This is a genomic window from Klebsiella sp. PK01 (genome assembly GCF_057624675.1).
Window position 1 is genome coordinate 33,977 of record NZ_JBYEZM010000006.1, and the last position, 21,242, is coordinate 55,218.

Here is a 21,242-nt window from a genome sequence, read left to right on the forward strand (position 1 = left end):
TGATGTTTAGGCACAGCCTTTAGGTGCGTCCGCCTGGACGCACTTTTTTTTCTCGCGCAGCGGCAACTGTTGCATGCCTGTTGCGCGGATGATCGTATATTGACGTTTGCCCGCCCTCAAAACGCTATTCTGCGATACAATGCCTGCACGTTTTGTACCGGAGAATCAGGCATGCCACATCCTGCGCTTACGCAACTGCGTGCGCTGCGCTATTTTGCCGCCATACCCGAGCTGGACGCGCCGCTGCGCGACTGGCTGTTGCTGGAAGACTCAATGACCAAGCGCTTTGAGCAACAAGGGAAAAAGGTCACCGTGACCATGATTAACGAAGGTTTCGTCGGGCGCGACGCGCTGGCGGGCGAAGAAGCCCTATTGCCGGAAGAAGCGCGTTATTGGCTGCGGGAAATCATTCTTTGCGCCGATGGCGAACCCTGGCTTGCCGGTCGTACCCTCGTGCCGGAATCGACGCTATGCGGCCCGGAATTAGCCCTGCAGCAGCTGGGGCAGACGCCGCTGGGCCGGTATCTGTTTACGTCGTCGACGTTAACCCGTGATTTTATTGAGATTGGCCGTAGTGCACAGCTGTGGGGGCGACGTTCCCGTCTCCGGCTGAGCGGCAAACCGCTGCTGCTGACAGAGCTTTTTCTGCCTGCATCGCCATTGTATTAAGAGGAAGAGAAAATGGAGTGGAGTCTGACGCAGAATAAGCTGTTGGCGTTTCACCGCCTGATGCGTACTGACAAACCAATCGGCGCGCTATTGCTGCTGTGGCCGACGCTGTGGGCGCTATGGGTGGCATCACCCGGGGTGCCGCCGCTGTGGATACTGGCGGTATTTGTCGCTGGCGTCTGGTTGATGCGCGCCGCCGGCTGCGTGGTGAATGACTATGCCGACCGTAAATTTGATGGCCACGTTAAGCGTACGGCTCGTCGCCCGCTACCAAGCGGCGAGGTCACCGAAAAAGAAGCGCGCATATTGTTCGCGGTACTGGTGGGGCTCTCCTTCTTGCTGGTGTTGACGCTCAATACCATGACCATCCTGCTGTCGGTTGCGGCGCTGGCGCTAGCCTGGGTCTACCCCTTTATGAAGCGCTATACCCATCTGCCGCAGGTAGTGCTGGGCGCGGCCTTTGGTTGGTCGATCCCGATGGCTTTCTCGGCGGTAAGTGAAGCGCTGCCGCTCAGCTGCTGGCTGATGTTCCTCGCCAATATTTTGTGGGCGGTAGCCTACGATACCCAGTATGCGATGGTCGATCGCGACGATGATGTCAAAATTGGCATTAAGTCGACGGCGATTTTGTTCGGTGAAAACGATCGTTTGATTATCGGTATTCTGCAGGTTGCCGTGCTGGTATTGATGGGCGCGGTGGGCTGGCTGAATGGGCTGAACTGGGAATTCTACTGGTCGCTGTTTATCGCGGCAGGATTGTTTGTCTGGCAGCAGAAGCTTATCTTCAAGCGCGAACGCGATAACTGCTTCAAAGCGTTTATGAATAATAACTACGTTGGGCTGGTGCTGTTTCTCGGTCTGGCGATGAGCTATCTGCAGTAAATCCTTCTTTCCCCGACTCGCGGCGCGAGCCGGGGAACAGAAGCCGCAACGTTATGCGTCGTCCTGAGCGGCGCTTTCAATCGTCAAACGTACATCCGACGTAATCAAATCCGCCAGCATCTGGTAGACCTTCAGGGTCTCTGCCGGCTCGGCATCGCCGGTATCGCTGATGTAGCCTTCGTCACGCAGGGTCAGCACCAGAGTACTGAACACCGCCTTATCGAAGAACTCCGGCGCGTTGATACCGTGCAGTACCGACAGACGCTGCGCCATGGTGCGGCTTTCTTTCTCAAGCGTACTGCGGTTGATGGACGGGTTGGCGCTCAACAACCAGAAGGTGATCGCGTAGCGCTGTAACGTCTCGCGCGCGCCGGCGGCCAACAGCTGCAGGGAACGAGAGTGCGCCGGGTTGACGCTCATCTCATCGCCATTCAGCACCACCAGGCCCTGACGCTGCATCTCTGCCATCAGCGCATCGATAACGCCCGCCAGCTCCTCTTTTTCCCAGCGCAGGAACAGCTCGGCTTTCAGGAACGGATAGAACATCTCGACATGACGCAGCACTTCGCTACGGGTGATGCGGCGATGTTGGGTCACGATAGCGGCCAGCAGCGACGGCATCACCAGCATATGGGCGATGTTGTTGCGATAGTAGGTCATCAGCACCGCCTGCTCGCGCGGCAGGATGATGATATCGCCGATGGTGTCTTTCTCGACTTCGAACTTGTTCATCTGCAGTGCGTGGTCGATAAGCTCGCCGGCGGAAGCCGTCGGCGCGGTCGAATCGGTGGAGTACGGCACGTTACGCAGCAGGTCGAGGTAGCAATCCAACTGCTGGGTCAGCTGCTCACGGGTCAAAGAACGCTGACGCGACGCCAGAAGCGCCGTACAGCACAGGTTCATGGCGTTGGCCGCCCCGGCATTGTTGATGCGCACCATCAGATCGGCGGCGATATTATTCACCGTCGGCGTCAGCCAGGAAGGGCGGACAGCTTCGATAGGATCGATGGCTTCGCGCCATTCAGGCACGTGCTGATTGAGGTAGGTCATCAGCGGCAGCGGTTCGCCGAAGTTAACGTAGCCCTGGCCGAGATTACGCAGCTTGCTGAGGCCGCGCACCATCTGCGGCAGGCTCTCTTTTTCTTTTGTCGCGCCGCGCAGCTCTTTGGCGTAGGTACCGACTTCCATCACGTGCTCGTAGCCGATATAAATCGGCACCAGGGTGATGGGGCGGCTACCGCCGCGCAGCATTGCCTGGATAGTCATCGACAGGGTGCCGGTTTTCGGATCCAGCAGGCGGCCGGTACGGGAACGCCCGCCTTCGACGAAGTATTCCACCGAATAGCCACGGCTGAACAGCTCGCCAAGATATTCGCGGAATACCGTGGAGTAGAGCTTGTTGCCCTTAAAGGTACGGCGAATAAAGAAAGCGCCCAGACGGCGGAAAATCGGCCCGGCCGGCCAGAAGTTGAGGTTTATGCCGGCGGCGATATGCGGCGGCACCAGCCCCTGATGATAAAGCACATAAGAGAGCAGCAGGTAGTCCATGTGGCTACGGTGACAGGGCACATAGACAATCTCATGGCCGTCATGCGCCAGCTGGCGTACGCGCTCGGCGTTATGCACGTTAATCCCCTGATACAGACGGTTCCAGGTGAAGCCGAGAATACGGTCAGTCAGGCGGATCATTTCATAAGAGAAGTTAGCGGCAATCTCTTCCATCAGCGCGATGGCGTTCTGCTGGGCCTTCTCGTGAGAAATCTTCTTGCTGCGCGCTTCATCTTCTACCGCGCGGGCGATAGCTTTCGATGCCAGCAGCTTATTGAACAGATCCTGGCGGGCAGGGAGACGCGGGCCGACGGCGGCCAGACGTTGACGGGCGAAGTGCATACGCGCCACGCGGGCCAGCTTCTGGGCGATGATTTTATCGGTACCGTGCTCATCCGCCATGCGGCGCAGAGAGACAGAAGGCGAGAAACGCACGAAGCTATCGCGGCCAAGCCAGGAGACGGCGAAGAATTTCTGAATACCGTTAAGCATGCGTAGCGGCGGATTCTCTTCGCCTTTTTCGCGACCCGGGGCGCGGCCGAACATCACCGAGACCGGCACCATTTGCACGTCAAGATCGGGATGATTACGGTGCAGATCTAGGTAGTCGTGGAACAGCTTAATGGACTCCTCTTTCGGCGTGTAGTAGGTAAACACGCGCGGGCCGCCGTGGATGAAAACGTAGCGCGGCAGCAGGGTGCCGTCGATTTCCAGCGGTTCAAAAGGGTCGGGTAAGTCATGCGCCAGGCACTGGGCGCGCAGGGTCAGCAGGTCCGCCTTGGAGTTATAAGGCAAGACGTACATTATCGGACGCGAGGTATCGAGCCCTAATTCCTGAGCAGGTTCTGCCGGAATAGACTTGCTTTTTACCAGCACCCGTAATGGTAAATTCAGTAATTTATAGTAAATTCGTTGCCAGCCGGACATAAACGATGTGAAGCCTCTGGTTAATCATGCAAATGCGCGGCAAGAATAACAGAAAGCGTACAAAATTTCCGTTGTCACACGGCAAACACGTACACTCAGCGACGTCATTTACATTAAAAGGTTCTTTTTGATGGCCAATAATACCACTGGGTTAACCAGAATCATTAAAGCAGCAGGTTATTCCTGGAAAGGTTTCCGCGCGGCGTGGGTGAACGAAGCCGCTTTCCGCCAGGAAGGCGTCGCCGCCATTGTAGCCGTGGCGATAGCCTGCTGGCTGGATGTCGATATCATTACGCGAGTCCTGCTCATTGGCTCGGTCCTGTTAGTGATGATAGTCGAAATTCTTAACAGCGCGATTGAAGCGGTGGTTGACCGTATCGGGCCTGAGCATCATGAACTTTCCGGGCGCGCCAAGGATATGGGCTCGGCGGCGGTACTGCTGGCGATAATCATCGCGTTGATCACCTGGACTATGCTGTTGTGGTCGCATTACCGCTAAGTCTTGTCGGCAACGCTCGCAAAACGCAAAGAATCTCCTGATTTTTATATGATATGTGGTTCCAAAATCACCATTAGCTGTATATACTCACAGCATAACTGTATATACACCCAGGGGGCGGAATGAAAGCGTTAACGACCAGGCAGCAAGAGGTGTTTGATCTCATCCGGGATCACATCAGCCAAACGGGCATGCCGCCGACGCGTGCGGAAATTGCTCAGCGCTTGGGGTTCCGTTCCCCAAACGCGGCGGAAGAACACCTCAAAGCGCTGGCGCGTAAAGGCGCGATTGAAATCGTCTCCGGCGCTTCACGCGGCATTCGTCTGCTGACGGAAGAAGAACACGGACTGCCGCTGATCGGCCGCGTCGCCGCAGGCGAACCGCTGCTGGCGCAGCAGCATATTGAAGGTCACTACCAGGTTGACCCGGCGATGTTTAAACCAAATGCCGACTTCCTGCTGCGCGTTAGCGGGATGTCGATGAAAGACATCGGTATCCTAGACGGCGATCTGCTGGCGGTACATAAAACTCAGGACGTGCGTAACGGCCAGGTCGTCGTCGCGCGTATCGATGAAGAAGTCACCGTAAAACGTCTGAAAAAGCAGGGCAACGTCGTTGAACTGCTGCCGGAAAATAGCGAGTTTTCCCCGATCGTCGTCGATCTGCGCCAGCAGAGCTTCACCATTGAAGGTTTGGCCGTCGGCGTGATCCGTAACGGTGAGTGGCTGTAACTCCCGTCCTAACGCAGCGTCATCATGATGCATGACGCTGCGATGTTCCTCCTCTGTCTGGTCCCTCTGCATGCTGCTCAACGCCGCCGATAAAGCACTGTGGCGCCTCGCGCTACCGATGATTTTCTCGAACATTACCGTTCCGCTGTTGGGGCTGGTCGATACCGCCGTTGTCGGCCATCTTGATAGCCCCGTATACCTTGGCGGCGTCGCCGTCGGCGCGACGGCCACCAGTTTCCTCTTTATGCTGCTGTTGTTCCTGCGAATGAGCACCACTGGCTTAACCGCTCAGGCCTACGGCGCCAAAGATCCGCAGCGGCTGGCGCGCGCTCTGGTGCAACCGCTGATCCTGGCGCTGGCCGCCGGGCTGCTCATTGTTCTGTTCCGCATGCCGCTCATTGACCTCGCGCTACATATTGTCGGCGGCAGCGAGGCGGTACTGGAGCAGGCCAGACGGTTCCTCGAAATCCGCTGGCTTAGCGCCCCGGCGTCGTTGGCCAACCTGGTGCTGTTGGGGTGGCTGCTTGGCGTGCAGTACGCCCGCGCCCCGGTGATCCTGCTGGTGGTCGGCAACTTGCTGAATATCGTGCTCGATCTGTGGCTGGTGATGGGGCTGCATATGAACGTGCAGGGGGCGGCACTGGCGACGGCGTTGTCGGAATACGCTACCTTTATCATCGGCCTGCTGATGGCGAAACGGGTGCTGGCGCTGCGCGGCGTGACGCTTGCCATGTTGAAGGAAGCCTGGCGCGGCAATATGCGGCGCCTGCTGGCGCTTAATCGCGACATCATGCTGCGTTCGCTGCTACTGCAGCTCTGTTTTGGCGCCATCACCGTCTTCGGCGCCCGTCTTGGCAGCGACGTGGTGGCGGTCAATGCGGTACTGATGACCATGCTGACCTTTACCGCTTACGCGCTGGACGGTTTTGCCTATGCCGTCGAAGCCCATTCCGGGCAGGCTTACGGCGCGCGTGACGGTAGCCAACTGCTGGAAGTCTGGCGCGCGGCCTGTCGGCAGTCGGGAATGGTCGCGCTGGCGTTCGCGTTAATCTACAGCGTGGCCGGTGAGCATATCATCGCGCTATTGACCTCTATCCCATCATTGCAGCAGCTGGCCGACCGCTATCTGTTCTGGCAGTTGATCCTGCCGGTGATTGGCGTCTGGTGTTATCTGCTGGATGGCATGTTTATCGGCGCGACGCGCGGCGCGGAGATGCGTAATAGCATGGCGGTGGCCGCTGCGGGATTTGCGGTGACGCTGCTCTCTGTGCCCGTGCTCGGCAACCACGGCCTGTGGCTGGCGCTGGCCGTGTTCCTGGCTTTGCGTGGGCTTTCGCTGGCGCTCATCTGGCGCCGCCACTGGCAGCGTGGCACCTGGTTTAATTCACCCTCCTGAATGCAAATAGCCCGGCCGAGCGCAGCGCGAGCCGGGAAAATTCTCCCAGCGTGTTCAATTGGCCTGATGGTTAAAAATTCCGAATAACGAATCGGTGTCAGCATTGTCATCTATAGTTATTACCATGTCCGGAACAAAACGGGCTGTTAACCCACCGAATCATGAGGACGTAATGATGAATAAAGACGAAATCAGCGGTAACTGGAAACAGTTGAAAGGTAAAGCCAAGGAACAGTGGGGTAAACTGACCGATGACGATATGACGGTCATTGAAGGGAAGCGCGATCAGCTAGTCGGTAAAATTCAGGAGCGTTACGGCTACGCGAAAGATCAGGCCGAAAAAGAGGTGTCTGACTGGGAGCGTAAGAACGATACGCGCTGGTAGCGAATGCGGTTTTGACCCCCTGTTTATGCCTGTCTAACGGCATAGTGATATGCCGTAGCTTCCCGCTGATGTCGCCCGACTCAGCGGGCTTTCTTTTTAATCTGGATGGTATGATCGTGATGACAGTGTTCGCGGGCGCTGCACGCTTCGACTTCCACGCAGGCCGCGCACAGGCCGTGCGCTTCAATCACATTATGCCGTAGAGCGAAGCCCATTCTGGCCGCCAGCGTATGCATAATATCTTCTACGCCTTCCGCACACTCTTCTTTGACCACGCCGCAGCGATCGCAGATAAACATCGCCGAACTGTGGGTCGGCTGATCGAAAAGGTGGCACAGTACATAGCTGTTGGTCGATTCCACTTTGTGCACAAAACCTTGCTCCAGCAGAAACTCCAGCGCGCGATAGACCGTGGGCGGCTTCGCCTGCGGCTCTTTTTCTCGCAGCAGATCCAGCAGATCGTAGGCGCTAATCGCCCCTTGCTGCAGGCTCATCAGACGCAACACTTCCAGACGCTGCGGGGTCAGGCGTACGCCACGTTGCACGCAAAGCTTTTCAGCCTGCGCTAACATTTCTTGCGAAGTGGTGTTATCCATGAGCATCCTCTGGTTGCGTGATGTTGAAACTGTTACTTTATCACGAACCAGGTAAAACGCCGAGATCCTGCAAGCTTTGCTATACCTGATGTATCTCATTTTCGGGAGAAAACGATGAAACGACCTGATTGCATTCGACATTGGCGCGAACTGGAAGGTGCGGATGATTCCACCTACCCCGATAGTCACGAGCTGTTTTCTATTGGCGCGCCTCTTGCCCGCGGCCTGCGGCTAAATCGGCTGGGCATCCATCATGAACGCTTACCGCCGGGACGCAGAACCTCTTATCCACATGCGGAAAGCGATGAAGAAGAGTTCATCTACGTGCTGGAAGGCTTTCCGGAAGTCTGGATCAATGGCTACCTATGGAAGCTGGAGCCGGGCGATAGCGTCGGCTTTCCGGCGGGGACTGGCGTGTGTCATACCTTCCTGAATAATACCGAGCAGGAGGTGCGGCTGCTGGTCGTTGGCGAGGCGAATAAAAAACACAACCGCATCTACTATCCGTTGAACCCGGGCTATGCCGCGACTCGCCAGGATCGCTGGGTGGATCACCCTCCGCAGTTCTTTGGCCCGCACGACGGCAAACCGCGGAAAATATAGGCCGCATTTTGACCATGGCGCGTGGCGTTCGACGTTATGCGCCGTGGTTGGTGTTTGTGCTATAGTAGCGCCCCTTTTTACCCGGATGCTTATTTATTCGCCATGATGCCAGAATCCACATCTACCGCTTTTGCTGCCCACCGTTTTTCTATCGCGCCCATGCTCGATTGGACCGACAGACATTGCCGCTACTTCCTGCGTCTGCTGTCGCGCCATACTCTGCTGTACACCGAAATGGTCACCACCGGCGCGATAATTCACGGTAAAGGCGACTACCTGGCCTATAGCGAAGAAGAACATCCGGTAGCGCTGCAGTTGGGCGGTAGCGATCCTGCGGCGTTGGCGCACTGCGCGAAGCTCGCCGAGGCGCGCGGCTACGACGAGATTAACCTCAACGTCGGCTGCCCCTCTGACCGCGTGCAGAATGGGATGTTTGGCGCTTGTCTGATGGGTAACGCCGCGCTGGTGGCGGACTGCATCAAAGCGATGCGCGACGTGGTGTCGATCCCGGTAACGGTAAAAACCCGTATTGGCATTGACGATCGGGATAGCTATGAATTCCTGTGTGATTTCATTGAGACCGTCTCCGGCAAAGGGGAGTGTGAAATGTTCATCATTCACGCTCGTAAAGCCTGGCTTTCCGGCCTGAGTCCGAAAGAGAACCGCGAAATTCCGCCGCTGGATTATCCGCGCGTCTGGCAACTGAAACGTGATTTTCCGCATCTGACGATGGCGATTAACGGCGGAATTAAATCTCTGGCAGAGGCTAAACAGCAGCTTGAGCATATGGACGGCGTGATGGTGGGGCGTGAAGCCTATCAAAACCCGGGTATTCTGGCTTCTGTGGATCGCGAGATTTTCGGCGTCGACGGCGCGGATGCCGATCCGGTGGCGGTGGTGCGCGCAATGTACCCCTATATCGAGCGCGAGCTCAGCAACGGTACCTATCTTGGCCATATCACCCGCCATATGCTGGGATTGTTCCAGGGGATCCCCGGCGCGCGTCAGTGGCGTCGCTATCTGAGTGAAAATGCCCACAAAGCGGGCGCCGATATCAACGTGCTGGAACACGCGCTGAAGCTGGTTGCCGATAAGCGTTAAACTTTTCGCTAAAAACTGGTCTATTTCGCCACGCCCTACAGCACTGCTGCGGGGCGTTGTGTTTTAATTCAATGAGTTATACCTGGCATGATTCTTGAAATAGCCAATCAGCTATCTGGTTATTTATTTCGGGAGAAGACCATGCTGGAACTCTTATTTGTTATTGGCTTTTTTGTCATGCTGCTGGTCACCGGCATCTCGCTGCTTGGCATTATTGCCGCGTTGGTCGTCGCCACCGCGCTGATGTTCTTTGGCGGCCTGTTCGCATTAATGTTTAAGCTGCTACCCTGGTTGCTGCTGGCGGTGGCCGTCGTATGGGTCATTCGGGCGATAAAATCGCCGACCACAACCCGCTATCGCCGCGAAGATCGTTGGCGCTACTAAGCCATCATTTTGGGGATTGAGCGGTGTGTCACAACCTGAGTAATTTTGCATAAAACAGCGTAGGCATTGCGTATTAAATCTGTCACTATTAGCGCGATAACGAATTCATCGTGCTGTACCCTACATACAGCCGAACAAAAAAGTCAGGGCCTCCGTCAGGAGGCCCTAAACTTTTCTGGCGATCTCATCCGGTTACGGTAACAGCAGGCTCGAGCCTTCGGTCACCCGGCTTTCCAGGATCTCATGCGCGCGTCTGGCGTCACGCAGGGCGTATTTCTGATTATCCGCCACATCGACTTTGATCACGCCGCTGGCGATCAGCGAAAATAGCTCGTTGCTGGCTTCCGTCAGCTCTTCCCGGTTGGTGATGTAGCCTTGCAGAGAAGGGCGGGTCACATACAGCGATCCTTTCTGATTGAGGATACCCAAATTCACACCGGTTACCGGGCCAGATGAATTGCCGAAGCTGACCATCAGCCCACGCCGCTGAAGACAATCGAGCGAGGCCTCCCAGGTATCTTTACCCACGGAATCGTAAACCACGGCGACTTTTTTGCCGCCGGTTAGCGCCTTGACGCGCTCGGCAATATTCTCTTCGCGATAGTTAATGGTTTCCCAGGCGCCGGCCTGCCGGGCGCGCTGCGCTTTTTGCTCGCTTCCGACGGTACCGATAAGTTTCGCCCCCAGCGCTTTCGCCCACTGGCAGGCAATCAGCCCCACGCCGCCCGCCGCCGCGTGGAACAAGAAGGTTTCATTGGCTTGTATTTCATAGGTTTTGCGCAGCAGATACCAGACGGTCAGCCCTTTAAGAAACGAGGCGGCGGCCTGCTCAAAGGAAATCGCATCCGGCAAAATTGCCGCTTTGTCAGCATGCACGTTATGCACCGAACTATAAGCGCCAAGCGCGGACTGGGCGTATACCACGCGGTCGCCAACGTTGATATGTTTAACCCCGTTGCCGATTTTACTCACGATACCGGCGGCTTCGGTTCCCAGTCCGCTCGGCAGCGAGGGCGGTGGATACAGGCCGCTGCGGATGTAGGTGTCGATATAGTTGATACCGATAGCTTTGTTTTCTACCTGGATTTCGTGTTCGGCAGGATCGTTGGGGGTAAACTCAACCGCATGCAGAACCTCGGGGCCTCCATGCGCGGGAAATTCAATTCGTGTTGCCATGTGAACTCCTTTATAATTTTGTGTCTCTCATTTACAGGTAACTCCATTCACTATGGCAGGAAATAAACCCTTCAACAAACCACAGACAGAACCTCGCGAACGCGATCCGCAGCTCGCCGGGTTGAAAGTCCCGCCGCACTCGATTGAAGCGGAACAGTCGGTGTTGGGCGGTTTAATGCTGGATAACGAGCGCTGGGACGACGTCGCCGAAAGGGTGGTGTCGGAAGATTTCTATACCCGCCCGCATCGTCATATCTTTACCGAAATGGCGCGCCTGCAAGAGTCTGGCAGCCCGATTGACCTGATAACCCTCGCGGAATCGCTGGAGCGTCAGGGGCAACTGGATAGCGTAGGCGGTTTCGCCTATCTGGCTGAGCTATCAAAAAATACGCCAAGTGCGGCGAACATTAGCGCTTATGCCGACATCGTTCGCGAACGTGCGGTAGTTCGCGAGATGATTTCGGTCGCTAACGAGATCGCTGAAGCCGGCTTTGACCCCCAGGGGCGCACCAGCGAAGATCTGCTGGACCTCGCCGAATCCCGGGTGTTTAAAATTGCCGAAAGCCGCGCCAATAAAGACGAGGGGCCGAAAAATATCGCCGACGTGCTCGATGCGACCGTCGCCCGTATTGAACAGCTGTTCCAGCAGCCGCATGACGGCGTCACCGGGGTCAATACCGGCTATGACGACCTCAACAAAAAGACCGCCGGGCTACAGCCTTCGGATCTGATCATCGTTGCCGCGCGTCCCTCGATGGGTAAAACGACATTTGCGATGAACCTCGTGGAAAACGCGGCGATGTTGCAGGATAAGCCGGTGTTAATCTTCAGTCTGGAGATGCCATCGGAGCAGATCATGATGCGTACTCTGGCCTCGCTGTCGCGCGTCGATCAGACCCGTATCCGTACCGGCCAACTGGACGATGAAGACTGGGCGCGGATCTCCGGCACGATGGGTATTTTGCTGGAAAAACGTAACATCTATATTGATGACTCCTCCGGCCTGACGCCGACGGAAGTGCGTTCGCGCGCCCGGCGTATCGCCCGCGAGCACGGCGGTATTGGCCTTATCATGATCGACTACCTGCAGCTGATGCGCGTACCGTCGCTCTCCGACAACCGTACTCTGGAGATCGCCGAAATCTCCCGCTCGCTGAAGGCGCTGGCAAAAGAGTTGCAGGTGCCGGTGGTGGCGCTGTCGCAGTTGAACCGCTCTCTGGAACAGCGCGCCGATAAACGTCCGGTCAACTCCGACCTGCGTGAATCCGGCTCTATTGAACAGGATGCCGACTTAATCATGTTCATCTACCGTGATGAGGTTTATCACGAGAACAGTGATTTAAAAGGTATTGCTGAAATTATCATTGGTAAACAACGTAACGGCCCGATCGGTACGGTACGACTGACCTTTAACGGCCAGTGGTCGCGTTTCGATAATTATGCCGGTCCTCAGTATGACGATGAGTAAACCTCCGTCTGTCTTTTTTTAAGGAATTCAAATGCAAGCGGCAACTGTAGTTATTAACCGCCGCGCTCTGCGACACAACCTGCAACGCCTGCGTGAACTGGCTCCTGCCAGCAAACTGGTTGCGGTGGTGAAAGCGAACGCCTACGGACACGGCCTCCTTGAGACCGCGCGAACGCTGACCGACGCCGATGCCTTCGGCGTCGCCCGCCTGGAAGAGGCGCTGCGCCTGCGTGAAGGGGGCATTACCCAACCGATATTGCTGCTGGAAGGCTTCTTTGAAGCGGCGGATCTGGCGCTGATTTCCGCGCAGCAACTGCATACCGTGGTACATAGCCCGGAACAGCTGGCGGCGCTCGAACAAGCGGAACTGACCGAACCGGTTACCGTCTGGATGAAGCTGGATACCGGTATGCATCGCCTTGGTGTACTGCCGGAACAGGCAGAAGCGTTTTATCAGCGGCTAAGCCGGTGCAAAAATGTTCGCCAGCCGGTGAATATCGTCAGCCATTTCGCCCGTGCCGATGAGCCGGAATGCGGCGCGACCGAGCGTCAGCTGGATATTTTCACCACCTTTACCGAAGGGAAACCGGGGCTGCGTTCTATTGCCGCCTCTGGCGGGATCCTGCTGTGGCCGCAGTCGCATTTCGACTGGGCGCGGCCGGGCATCATTCTCTACGGCGTTTCGCCGCTGGAAAATCACTCTACCGGAGAGGATTTTGGTTGCCTGCCGGTGATGTCGCTGACCTCCAGCCTGATTGCGGTGCGCGAACATAAAGCCGGGGAGCCGGTGGGCTATGGCGGCACCTGGATTAGTGAGCGCGATACTCGCCTCGGCGTAGTGGCGATGGGCTACGGCGACGGTTATCCGCGCGCCGCGCCCTCCGGCACGCCGGTGCTGGTCAACGGCCGCGAAGCGCCGATTGTCGGTCGCGTGGCGATGGATATGATTTGCGTCGACCTCGGTCCTGAAGCGCAGGATAAAACTGGCGATCCGGTTGTGTTATGGGGAGAAGGGCTCCCCGTTGAGCGCATCGCGGAAATAACGAAAGTGAGTGCTTACGAACTTATTACCCGACTGACTTCCAGGCTGGCTATCCGCTACCTCGACTAACGACTGTCAGTGGCATATTTCCCCGATTACGCTACGCTTATCGGGGTAATGAGCAGGGGCGGCGCGCGGCGTCGCCCAGGTTTGCAGCGATCTTTGTCGATAACTTACCAACATCCCCTCGACCTTCCCCAACTTCCGGTTTATTGTGTAAATACCTGCTTTCGTAAACCTGGAGATACATCTCGTGTTTCAAAAAGTTGACGCCTACGCCGGCGACCCCATTCTTTCCTTGATGGAGCGTTTCAAAGACGATCCGCGTAGTGACAAAGTGAACCTCAGCATTGGTCTTTACTACAACGAAGACGGCATTATTCCGCAACTACAGGCGGTGGCGGAAGCCGAAGCGCGCCTCAATGCCCAGCCGCATGGCGCTTCGCTGTATTTACCGATGGAAGGGCTCAATAGCTACCGCCACGCCATTGCGCCGCTGTTATTTGGCGCCGACCATCCGGTGCTGAAACAAAACCGCGTAGCGTCAATTCAAACCCTGGGTGGCTCCGGCGCGCTGAAGGTTGGCGCCGATTTCCTCAAGCGCTACTTCCCGCAGTCGCGCGTATGGGTTAGCGACCCGACCTGGGAAAACCACATCGCCATATTTGAAGGGGCTGGATTCGAAGTAAGTACTTACCCCTGGTTCGATGATGAGACCAACGGCGTGCGTTTTGAAGCCTTCCTCGCCAAACTACAGACGCTCCCTGAGCGCGATATCGTGCTGCTGCATCCGTGTTGCCACAACCCGACGGGCGCCGATCTGAGCAACTCGCAGTGGGATGAAGTCGTTAAGGTGTTGAAAGCACGCAATTTAATTCCTTTCCTCGATATCGCCTATCAGGGCTTTGGCGCCGGTATGGAAGACGATGCCTACGCTATTCGTGCGATTGCCAGCGCCGGCCTGCCGATGCTGGTCAGCAACTCATTTTCCAAAATCTTCTCACTGTACGGCGAACGCGTCGGTGGGTTGTCGATTGTCTGCGATGATGCGGAAACCGCAGGCCGCGTGCTGGGCCAGTTGAAAGCGACGGTGCGCCGCAACTACTCAAGCCCGCCGAATTTTGGCGCGCAGGTGGTCGCGGCGGTGCTGAACGACGCGGCGCTGAAAGCCTCATGGCTGGCGGAAGTGGAAGCGATGCGTACCCGCATTCTGGCGATGCGTCAGACGCTGGTTGATGCGCTGAAAGAGGCAGTTCCCGGCAAGAACTTTGACTACCTGCTGAAGCAGCGTGGCATGTTTAGCTACACCGGATTGAGCGCGGCACAGGTGGATCGTCTACGCGAAGAGTTTGGCGTTTACCTGATTGCCAGCGGTCGGATGTGCGTAGCAGGACTTAACTCGCGTAACGTCCAGCGCGTCGCTCAGGCGTTTTCCGCTGTAATGTAAGTGCTTACTTACTAATTTACCCTCGTCAGCGTTAAGGCGAGGGTAATATTACCCCCGAAGTGTGATCATGCTCTTTTTATATGATATCTGAGCAGAAAATCCTTTCTATCTGTGTGGTCAGGCGTTAAGGTCTTGCTACATTAATGAGCTCACTCATTATTAAAAATAATAACGAATCGATTATTTAGACCCAAAATAACTCAGGTTGCCGCTAAGCGGCCTGGCGCATGAGGGGCATAGGGATAAATATGCGTAAGTTAACTTTGGCCATTAGCGCCACCTGTCTGTTGTTCGCTCTGAATAGCTCCGTTGTCGCTCGCGCTTCTACTCCGCAGCCCATTTGGGAGGGGACGAATGTTGCGATACTTGCCGAACAGGCGCCGATCCATTGGGTATCGGTAGCGCAAATCGAAAATAGCCTGCTGGGCCGCGCGCCGATGGCGGTGGGTTTCGATATCGATGACACCGTGTTGTTTTCCAGCCCCGGTTTCTGGCGTGGGCAAAAAACCTATTCTCCCGGCAGCGAAGCCTATCTAAAGAACCCGGAGTTTTGGGAAAAGATGAATAACGGCTGGGACGAGTTCAGCATGCCGAAAGAAGTGGGCCGCCAGCTGATTGCGATGCATATAAAGCGCGGCGACAGCATCTACTTCGTGACCGGCCGCAGCCAGACCAAAACTGAGACCGTCTCCAAAACCCTGCAGGATGATTTCCTGATCCCCGGAGCTAATATGAACCCGGTGATTTTTGCCGGCGATAAGCCAGGCCAGAACACGAAAACTCAGTGGTTACGGGAGAAGAATATCAAAGTCTTCTACGGTGACTCGGACAACGACATCTCGGCGGCTCGCGATGCCGATGCGCGCGGAATTCGCGTGCTGCGCGCGGCAAACTCCTCCTACAAACCGCTGCCGATGGCCGGATCGCAAGGGGAAGAGGTGATTGTGAATTCAGAATATTAAGGCGCGCGAAACTCGACGCATCTGAACATGAGAAGGCAGCCGCAGGCTGTCTTTTTTTTATACGAATTTCAGCGTTTGAGGTTTTACCTTTTCGCTTCTTGCTGCAAACTTAGAAGGATTCACACATTACAGGAGTCGTTTATGTGGCATCAGCAAACCCTGACATTAGGGCCGAAATCTCGTGGTTTCCATCTGGTGACTAACGAAATTATTGGTCAAATCCGCGAACTGTCGCATATCAAGGTTGGCCTGCTGCATCTGTTACTCCAGCATACTTCCGCTTCCCTGACGTTGAATGAGAACTGCGATCCCACGGTTCGTTTTGATATGGAACAGCATTTTCTCAACGCCGTACCAGACAACGCGCCGTATGAACACGATTATGAAGGTCCTGATGATATGCCCTCGCACATTAAATCCTCGCTGCTGGGCGTTTCACTGATGCTGCCGGTGCAGAACGGCAACGTCATGTTGGGGACCTGGCAGGGGATCTGGCTGGGGGAGCATCGCATTCACGGCGGCTCGCGGCATATCGTCGCCACGCTCACGGGAGAATAAAAAATGACTATATCGGATCTACTGCAGTACTGCATGGCGAAGCCGGGCGCGGAACAAAGCGTTCATAGCGACTGGAAAGCAACGCAAATCAAGGTCGCGGACGTGCTATTCGCCATGGTAAAAGAAGTGGAGGATAAGCGGCCGGCCGTTGCGTTAAAGACCAGCCCGGAGCTTGCCGAGCTGCTGCGGGAACAACATCGCGATGTACGCCCCAGCAGGCACCTGAATAAAGCTCACTGGAGCACGGTCTTCCTTGATGGCTCCTTGCCAGACTCGCAGATTTACTACCTGGTGGATGCCTCCTACCAGCAGGCGGTCGACCTGCTGTCGGAGGATAAGCGGCGGCAGTTAGCCTAGCTTATAACCCCCCTGCCAGCGCCAGCAACGTGATATCGAACAGACGTAATAATGTCGACTGCAGCTGCGCCTGGCGTGCGATACTCTGGTTGTTAGCGCGAATGCGGGCAATATCGCGCTGACCTTCCAGCAGTAGCCGTAGATCGTCTTCGGTCAGCCAGCCCTGGGCTTTTTGCTGCAATGCCTGCAGTAAAAAGAGTCCGCTATCGCGTACTTCACGGTACTCATCGCCAAGTACTTTATTCAGTAATGGCATCCATTCGGCGCTATCAATCGCGCAAGCGGACAACAGCGCGCGAATCTCCATGGTTGTCGGCATTATTCCCTCCCTGTTCGCTGACATTCGCCAGCGATAGCCTGTTGATAAAGATAAAGGGTCTGCCGCGATAAATATTGCGCTTCGGCAGGAGTAAAGGGCGCGCCCAGCATCTGGCGATGGGCGTAAACGCGCAGATAGTTACCTTCAAGTATCCTGAAATTTTCCTGGCGCAACGCATCGCTGTGATCCATCGCCTGCGCGAACTGCTGGCGAACCTGTTCATCTTCTGCGTTCAGTTGTTGATCGTCCTCCGTCGCTGCGGTGGCAATGAACTGCAAATGCAATTGCTTGAGTGTGAGCAATTGCTGATAGGCCGTATCGCTGTAGCGGCCAACCCATGAGCAGGCGCTTACCGCACATAGCGCGGCGGCGATAACAAATAACGGAATGAGGCGTGGTACTCGCATAGTTTTCCCGACATCGGTGGGCGATAGCGACTATCAGACGCCAGAGTGTGCGCACCGGGCAAATCACGAAGTATCAGCGTAAAAAAATGAGATGAAATGAGATGAAATGAGGCCTCTTCCGCGAAGGAAGAGGCCTGAGAGGTTACTTCAGCAGGGGCTTCAGGAAGCGCGCCGTGTGCGAGGCTTCACATTCGGCAACGGTTTCCGGCGTGCCGGAAACGAGAATCTCCCCGCCGCCGCTACCGCCTTCCGGGCCGAGGTCGACAATCCAGTCAGCGGTTTTAATCACGTCGAGGTTGTGCTCAATGACCACGATGGTATTACCCTGATCGCGTAGCTGATGCAGCACGTCCAGCAGCTGCTGAATATCGGCGAAATGCAGACCGGTGGTCGGTTCATCAAGGATATACAGCGTCTGGCCGGTACCGCGCTTGGAAAGTTCGCGCGCCAGCTTCACGCGCTGGGCTTCACCGCCGGAGAGCGTGGTTGCCGACTGGCCGAGACGAATATAGGTCAGGCCGACATCCATCAGGGTTTGCAGCTTACGCGCCAGCGCCGGCACGGCATCAAAGAATTCGCGCGCTTCTTCGATGGTCATATCCAGCACTTCGTGGATGGTTTTGCCCTTGTACTTAATCTCCAGCGTTTCGCGGTTATAGCGTTTGCCTTTGCACTGGTCGCACGGTACGTAGATGTCCGGCAGGAAGTGCATCTCAACCTTGATCACCCCGTCGCCCTGACAGGCTTCGCAGCGACCGCCGCGCACGTTAAAGCTGAAGCGGCCCGGCGTATAGCCGCGTGAACGTGATTCCGGTACTCCGGCGAACAGTTCGCGCACCGGCGTGAACACGCCGGTATAGGTTGCCGGGTTTGAGCGCGGCGTGCGGCCAATCGGGCTCTGGTCGATATCAATGACTTTATCGAAGTGTTCCAGCCCCTGGACATCGCGGTACGGCGCCGGTTCGGCAATCGTCGCGCCGTTCAACTGACGCTGGGCGATGGGAAACAGGGTATCGTTAATCAGCGTTGATTTGCCGGAACCGGAAACGCCGGTAATGCAGGTAAACAGGCCGACGGGCAGCGTCAGCGTCACATCCTTGAGGTTGTTGCCGCGCGCGCCGGTAAGTTTCAGCACTTTTTCCGGATCGGCGGCGACGCGCTGTTTCGGCACTTCGATTTTGCGTTTGCCGCTCATGTACTGCCCGGTCAGGGATTCTGGTACCGCCATAATGGCGTCCAGCGGCCCTTCGGCCACCACCTGGCCGCCGTGAACGCCAGCGCCGGGGCCGATATCGATCACGTGGTCGGCGGCGCGAATGGCGTCTTCGTCATGTTCAACGACAATGACCGTGTTACCCAGGTTACGCAGGTGGATGAGCGTACCGAGCAGGCGTTCGTTATCACGCTGGTGCAGGCCGATAGAGGGCTCATCCAGCACGTACATCACGCCAACCAGCCCCGCGCCAATCTGGCTCGCCAGACGAATACGCTGCGCTTCACCGCCGGAGAGGGTCTCCGCCGAACGAGAGAGCGTTAGATAGTTCAGGCCGACGTTGACGAGGAACTTCAGACGATCGCCAATCTCTTTCAGCACTTTCTCGGCGATTTGCGCCCGCTGTCCGGACAGCTTCAGGTTGTTGAAGAAGTCCATCGCATGACCGATGCTCATGTCGGAAATGGTCGGTAGCGGCGTGTTTTCCACAAACACGTGGCGCGCTTCGCGACGCAGACGCGTGCCTTCACAGCTGGCGCACGGACGGTTGCTGATGAATTTCGCCAGCTCTTCGCGCACCGCGCTGGATTCCGTCTCTTTGTAACGGCGCTCCATGTTGTGCAGCACGCCTTCGAACGGATGGCGGCGTACTGATGTGTCGCCGCGGTCGTTCATGTATTTGAATTCAATATTCTCTTTACCTGAACCGTACAGCACGGCTTTATGCACATTAGCGCTGAGGGTGCCCCATGGCGCTTCGACATCAAACTTATAGTGATCCGCCAGCGACTTGAGCATCTGGAAGTAGTAGAAGTTGCGGCGATCCCAACCGCGGATGGCGCCGCCAGCCAGCGATAGCTCAGGATTCTGAATTACCCGATCGGGATCGAAATACTGTTGAACGCCAAGGCCGTCGCAGGTTGGGCAAGCGCCTGCCGGGTTGTTGAAGGAGAACAGGCGCGGCTCCAGCTCGCGCATGCTATAGCCACAAATCGGGCAAGCGAAGTTTGCCGAGAACAGCAGTTCTTCCGCCTTACTGTCATCCATATTGGAAACAATGGCGGTACCGCCTGAGAGTTCCAGCGCGGTTTCGAAAGACTCCGCCAGACGCTGCGCCAGATCGTCGCGTACTTTAAAGCGGTCGATAACCACTTCGATCGTATGTTTCTTTTGCAGCTCTAATTTCGGCGGATCCGAAAGATCGCAGACTTCGCCATCGATCCGCGCGCGGATATAGCCCTGACTGGCAAGGTTCTCCAGCGTTTTGGTGTGCTCGCCCTTACGCTCTTTAATGATGGGCGCCAGCAGCATCAGGCGCTGACCTTCCGGCTGTGAGAGCACGTTATCGACCATCTGGCTGACGGTTTGCGCGGCCAGCGGCACGTCGTGATCCGGGCAACGCGGTTCGCCGACGCGGGCGTACAGCAGTCGCAGATAGTCGTGGATTTCAGTAATGGTGCCTACCGTCGAACGCGGGTTGTGGGAGGTCGATTTCTGTTCGATAGAAATCGCCGGCGACAGCCCTTCGATATGATCGACGTCCGGTTTCTCCATCAGCGACAGGAACTGTCGCGCATAGGCGGAGAGCGATTCGACGTAGCGACGCTGGCCTTCGGCGTACAGGGTGTCGAAAGCGAGTGAGGATTTGCCAGACCCAGAAAGCCCGGTGACGACAATGAGTTTGTCGCGCGGGATGACGAGGTTGATGTTTTTGAGATTATGGGTGCGGGCGCCCCGAACTTCGATCTTATCCATTCACCTTTCCCGGTAGGTAGATACACGGATTGCCTGGTTTGTTTGAAGGACAAACGGCAGAAACGGCTAATTATGACACAACTTAACCTGTCTGGATATACAGTATTGGAATGGCGCTGCAGTAAGAGGGTGAAAAATTGCATAGCGGCGGGATGTTTTCTGGAATTGGCTTCGCAGCTATCAAATTGCCCCTTTGTGGTGTTAGAATTCCCGGTTTACACTTATACAAAACGTATCATTCAGGAGATTCGATCATGGCCAGCAGAGGCGTAAACAAGGTGATTCTCGTCGGTAATCTGGGGCAGGACCCGGAAGTACGCTACATGCCAAGTGGCGGCGCTGTCGCCAACTTCACGCTGGCAACTTCCGAATCCTGGCGCGATAAGCAAACCGGCGAAATGAAAGAGCAGACTGAATGGCACCGCGTTGTGCTGTTCGGCAAACTGGCGGAAGTCGCTGGCGAATACCTGCGTAAAGGCTCTCAGGTTTATATCGAAGGCCAGCTGCGCACCCGTAAATGGACCGATCAGTCCGGTCAGGACAAGTACACCACTGAAATCGTGGTAAACGTCGGCGGCACCATGCAGATGCTGGGCGGCCGTCAGGGTGGCGGCGCACCGGCAGGCGGCGGCCAGCAGCAGGGCGGTTGGGGTCAGCCTCAGCAGCCGCAGGGCGGCAACCAGTTCAGCGGCGGCGCGCAGTCTCGTCCGCAGCAGCAGGCTCCGGCAGCGCCATCTAACGAACCGCCGATGGACTTCGACGACGATATCCCGTTCTAAGGTTTTCCTTATTACGTGCTGCCTGTGCGGTAAGCCAA

At 56.4% G+C, this 21,242-nt stretch carries 22 protein-coding genes; 16 read left to right on the top strand and 6 right to left on the bottom strand.

Translation table 11 applies throughout. The features are described 5' to 3' along the window. Positions 1-171: 171 nt before the first annotated feature. Entirely contained in the window at positions 172-669 is a 498-nt protein-coding gene (ubiC, locus tag AC22LX_RS18970) for a chorismate lyase (protein WP_015704038.1), read from the top strand. A gap of 12 nt (positions 670-681) precedes the next feature. Further along, positions 682-1,551, top strand: a complete 870-nt coding sequence (gene ubiA / locus AC22LX_RS18975) for a 4-hydroxybenzoate octaprenyltransferase (protein ID WP_045396790.1) — start codon at positions 682-684, stop codon at positions 1,549-1,551. A 51-nt stretch (positions 1,552-1,602) separates the two neighbouring features. Here the strand turns inward: ubiA and plsB are convergent, their stop codons facing one another. After that, complete coding sequence (plsB, locus tag AC22LX_RS18980) at positions 1,603-4,026, bottom strand: glycerol-3-phosphate 1-O-acyltransferase PlsB (RefSeq protein ID WP_045396787.1); 2,424 nt, start codon at positions 4,024-4,026, stop codon at positions 1,603-1,605. A gap of 130 nt (positions 4,027-4,156) precedes the next feature. Between plsB and AC22LX_RS18985 the strand changes: the two genes are divergently transcribed. From AC22LX_RS18985 to AC22LX_RS19000, 4 genes are all read left to right on the top strand, one after another. Beyond that, a complete protein-coding gene (locus tag AC22LX_RS18985; protein WP_045396782.1) occupies positions 4,157-4,525 on the top strand; it encodes a diacylglycerol kinase in 369 nt (122 codons plus the stop codon). 122 nt (positions 4,526-4,647) lie between these two features. Beyond that, positions 4,648-5,256 carry a transcriptional repressor LexA gene (gene lexA, locus AC22LX_RS18990; RefSeq protein ID WP_015704040.1) on the top strand — a complete coding sequence of 203 codons (609 nt, stop codon included), beginning with the start codon at positions 4,648-4,650 and terminating at the stop codon, positions 5,254-5,256. Between the two features lie 70 nt (positions 5,257-5,326). Then, positions 5,327-6,652 carry an MATE family efflux transporter DinF gene (dinF, locus tag AC22LX_RS18995; protein ID WP_045396779.1) on the top strand — a complete coding sequence of 442 codons (1,326 nt, stop codon included), beginning with the start codon at positions 5,327-5,329 and terminating at the stop codon, positions 6,650-6,652. A 175-nt stretch (positions 6,653-6,827) separates the two neighbouring features. Next, entirely contained in the window at positions 6,828-7,037 is a 210-nt protein-coding gene (locus AC22LX_RS19000; protein WP_015704042.1) for a CsbD family protein, read from the top strand. 80 nt (positions 7,038-7,117) lie between these two features. On the opposite strand, the gene zur is transcribed toward AC22LX_RS19000, so the two are convergent. Further along, the gene (gene zur, locus AC22LX_RS19005; protein ID WP_045379090.1) at positions 7,118-7,633 is read right to left on the bottom strand and encodes a zinc uptake transcriptional repressor Zur; all 516 of its coding nucleotides are present in this window, start codon (positions 7,631-7,633) and stop codon (positions 7,118-7,120) included. 114 nt (positions 7,634-7,747) lie between these two features. Here zur and AC22LX_RS19010 point away from each other — a divergent pair, with 114 nt between their 5' ends. From AC22LX_RS19010 to pspG, 3 genes are all read left to right on the top strand, one after another. Beyond that, positions 7,748-8,236 carry a cupin domain-containing protein gene (locus AC22LX_RS19010; RefSeq protein ID WP_015368759.1) on the top strand — a complete coding sequence of 163 codons (489 nt, stop codon included), beginning with the start codon at positions 7,748-7,750 and terminating at the stop codon, positions 8,234-8,236. A gap of 102 nt (positions 8,237-8,338) precedes the next feature. After that, a complete protein-coding gene (gene dusA, locus AC22LX_RS19015) occupies positions 8,339-9,337 on the top strand; it encodes a tRNA dihydrouridine(20/20a) synthase DusA (RefSeq protein ID WP_289578574.1) in 999 nt (332 codons plus the stop codon). A gap of 141 nt (positions 9,338-9,478) precedes the next feature. Next, positions 9,479-9,721: an envelope stress response protein PspG gene (gene pspG, locus AC22LX_RS19020; RefSeq protein WP_045396775.1), complete on the top strand. Its 243-nt coding sequence runs from the start codon at positions 9,479-9,481 to the stop codon at positions 9,719-9,721. A gap of 192 nt (positions 9,722-9,913) precedes the next feature. Here pspG and AC22LX_RS19025 read toward each other — a convergent pair whose 3' ends face one another. Continuing rightward, positions 9,914-10,897, bottom strand: coding sequence for a quinone oxidoreductase (locus AC22LX_RS19025; protein WP_045396772.1), 984 nt, complete (start codon positions 10,895-10,897; stop codon positions 9,914-9,916). Between the two features lie 52 nt (positions 10,898-10,949). Between AC22LX_RS19025 and dnaB the strand changes: the two genes are divergently transcribed. From dnaB to AC22LX_RS19055, 6 genes are all read left to right on the top strand, one after another. Continuing rightward, the gene (dnaB, locus tag AC22LX_RS19030) at positions 10,950-12,365 is read left to right on the top strand and encodes a replicative DNA helicase (protein WP_045396768.1); all 1,416 of its coding nucleotides are present in this window, start codon (positions 10,950-10,952) and stop codon (positions 12,363-12,365) included. Positions 12,366-12,396: 31 nt separating this feature from the next. Continuing rightward, positions 12,397-13,476, top strand: coding sequence for an alanine racemase (gene alr, locus AC22LX_RS19035; protein WP_047067000.1), 1,080 nt, complete (start codon positions 12,397-12,399; stop codon positions 13,474-13,476). Between the two features lie 184 nt (positions 13,477-13,660). After that, positions 13,661-14,854: an aromatic amino acid transaminase gene (tyrB, locus tag AC22LX_RS19040; RefSeq protein WP_487334141.1), complete on the top strand. Its 1,194-nt coding sequence runs from the start codon at positions 13,661-13,663 to the stop codon at positions 14,852-14,854. A gap of 248 nt (positions 14,855-15,102) precedes the next feature. Beyond that, entirely contained in the window at positions 15,103-15,816 is a 714-nt protein-coding gene (gene aphA / locus AC22LX_RS19045) for an acid phosphatase AphA (RefSeq protein WP_047045864.1), read from the top strand. A 141-nt stretch (positions 15,817-15,957) separates the two neighbouring features. Further along, positions 15,958-16,374: a secondary thiamine-phosphate synthase enzyme YjbQ gene (locus AC22LX_RS19050; protein WP_045396752.1), complete on the top strand. Its 417-nt coding sequence runs from the start codon at positions 15,958-15,960 to the stop codon at positions 16,372-16,374. Positions 16,375-16,377: 3 nt separating this feature from the next. Next, a complete protein-coding gene (locus tag AC22LX_RS19055) occupies positions 16,378-16,731 on the top strand; it encodes an MmcQ/YjbR family DNA-binding protein (RefSeq protein WP_020079872.1) in 354 nt (117 codons plus the stop codon). Position 16,732: 1 nt separating this feature from the next. Here AC22LX_RS19055 and AC22LX_RS19060 read toward each other — a convergent pair whose 3' ends face one another. The 3 genes from AC22LX_RS19060 to uvrA all read right to left on the bottom strand — a co-directional run bounded on the left by AC22LX_RS19060 (position 16,733) and on the right by uvrA (position 20,425). Continuing rightward, on the bottom strand, positions 16,733-17,050 hold the full coding sequence (locus tag AC22LX_RS19060) for a hypothetical protein (protein WP_045396749.1): 318 nt from the start codon (positions 17,048-17,050) through the stop codon (positions 16,733-16,735). Continuing rightward, the gene (locus AC22LX_RS19065; RefSeq protein ID WP_045422137.1) at positions 17,050-17,457 is read right to left on the bottom strand and encodes a hypothetical protein; all 408 of its coding nucleotides are present in this window, start codon (positions 17,455-17,457) and stop codon (positions 17,050-17,052) included. The genes AC22LX_RS19060 and AC22LX_RS19065 overlap by 1 nt, the downstream gene beginning before the upstream one ends. Positions 17,458-17,599: 142 nt before the next feature. Next, positions 17,600-20,425 (bottom strand): excinuclease ABC subunit UvrA, encoded by a 2,826-nt coding sequence (uvrA, locus tag AC22LX_RS19070; protein ID WP_487334142.1) that lies wholly within the window; start codon positions 20,423-20,425, stop codon positions 17,600-17,602. 254 nt (positions 20,426-20,679) lie between these two features. Between uvrA and ssb1 the strand changes: the two genes are divergently transcribed. Then, positions 20,680-21,204 (top strand): single-stranded DNA-binding protein SSB1, encoded by a 525-nt coding sequence (gene ssb1, locus AC22LX_RS19075; protein ID WP_015368746.1) that lies wholly within the window; start codon positions 20,680-20,682, stop codon positions 21,202-21,204. Positions 21,205-21,242: the final 38 nt, after the last annotated feature.

Bases quoted from the DNA above. Each gene is read 5' to 3' on its own strand.
- ubiC (WP_015704038.1), top strand. From the start codon at position 172: ATGCCACATCCTGCGCTTACGCAACTGCGTGCGCTGCGCTATTTTGCC.
- ubiA (WP_045396790.1), top strand. From the start codon at position 682: ATGGAGTGGAGTCTGACGCAGAATAAGCTGTTGGCGTTTCACCGCCTG.
- plsB (WP_045396787.1), bottom strand. From the start codon at position 4,026: ATGTCCGGCTGGCAACGAATTTACTATAAATTACTGAATTTACCATTA.
- AC22LX_RS18985 (WP_045396782.1), top strand. From the start codon at position 4,157: ATGGCCAATAATACCACTGGGTTAACCAGAATCATTAAAGCAGCAGGT.
- lexA (WP_015704040.1), top strand. From the start codon at position 4,648: ATGAAAGCGTTAACGACCAGGCAGCAAGAGGTGTTTGATCTCATCCGG.
- dinF (WP_045396779.1), top strand. From the start codon at position 5,327: ATGCTGCTCAACGCCGCCGATAAAGCACTGTGGCGCCTCGCGCTACCG.
- AC22LX_RS19000 (WP_015704042.1), top strand. From the start codon at position 6,828: ATGAATAAAGACGAAATCAGCGGTAACTGGAAACAGTTGAAAGGTAAA.
- zur (WP_045379090.1), bottom strand. From the start codon at position 7,633: ATGGATAACACCACTTCGCAAGAAATGTTAGCGCAGGCTGAAAAGCTT.
- AC22LX_RS19010 (WP_015368759.1), top strand. From the start codon at position 7,748: ATGAAACGACCTGATTGCATTCGACATTGGCGCGAACTGGAAGGTGCG.
- dusA (WP_289578574.1), top strand. From the start codon at position 8,339: ATGATGCCAGAATCCACATCTACCGCTTTTGCTGCCCACCGTTTTTCT.
- pspG (WP_045396775.1), top strand. From the start codon at position 9,479: ATGCTGGAACTCTTATTTGTTATTGGCTTTTTTGTCATGCTGCTGGTC.
- AC22LX_RS19025 (WP_045396772.1), bottom strand. From the start codon at position 10,897: ATGGCAACACGAATTGAATTTCCCGCGCATGGAGGCCCCGAGGTTCTG.
- dnaB (WP_045396768.1), top strand. From the start codon at position 10,950: ATGGCAGGAAATAAACCCTTCAACAAACCACAGACAGAACCTCGCGAA.
- alr (WP_047067000.1), top strand. From the start codon at position 12,397: ATGCAAGCGGCAACTGTAGTTATTAACCGCCGCGCTCTGCGACACAAC.
- aphA (WP_047045864.1), top strand. From the start codon at position 15,103: ATGCGTAAGTTAACTTTGGCCATTAGCGCCACCTGTCTGTTGTTCGCT.
- AC22LX_RS19050 (WP_045396752.1), top strand. From the start codon at position 15,958: ATGTGGCATCAGCAAACCCTGACATTAGGGCCGAAATCTCGTGGTTTC.
- AC22LX_RS19055 (WP_020079872.1), top strand. From the start codon at position 16,378: ATGACTATATCGGATCTACTGCAGTACTGCATGGCGAAGCCGGGCGCG.
- AC22LX_RS19060 (WP_045396749.1), bottom strand. From the start codon at position 17,050: ATGCCGACAACCATGGAGATTCGCGCGCTGTTGTCCGCTTGCGCGATT.
- AC22LX_RS19065 (WP_045422137.1), bottom strand. From the start codon at position 17,457: ATGCGAGTACCACGCCTCATTCCGTTATTTGTTATCGCCGCCGCGCTA.
- uvrA (WP_487334142.1), bottom strand. From the start codon at position 20,425: ATGGATAAGATCGAAGTTCGGGGCGCCCGCACCCATAATCTCAAAAAC.
- ssb1 (WP_015368746.1), top strand. From the start codon at position 20,680: ATGGCCAGCAGAGGCGTAAACAAGGTGATTCTCGTCGGTAATCTGGGG.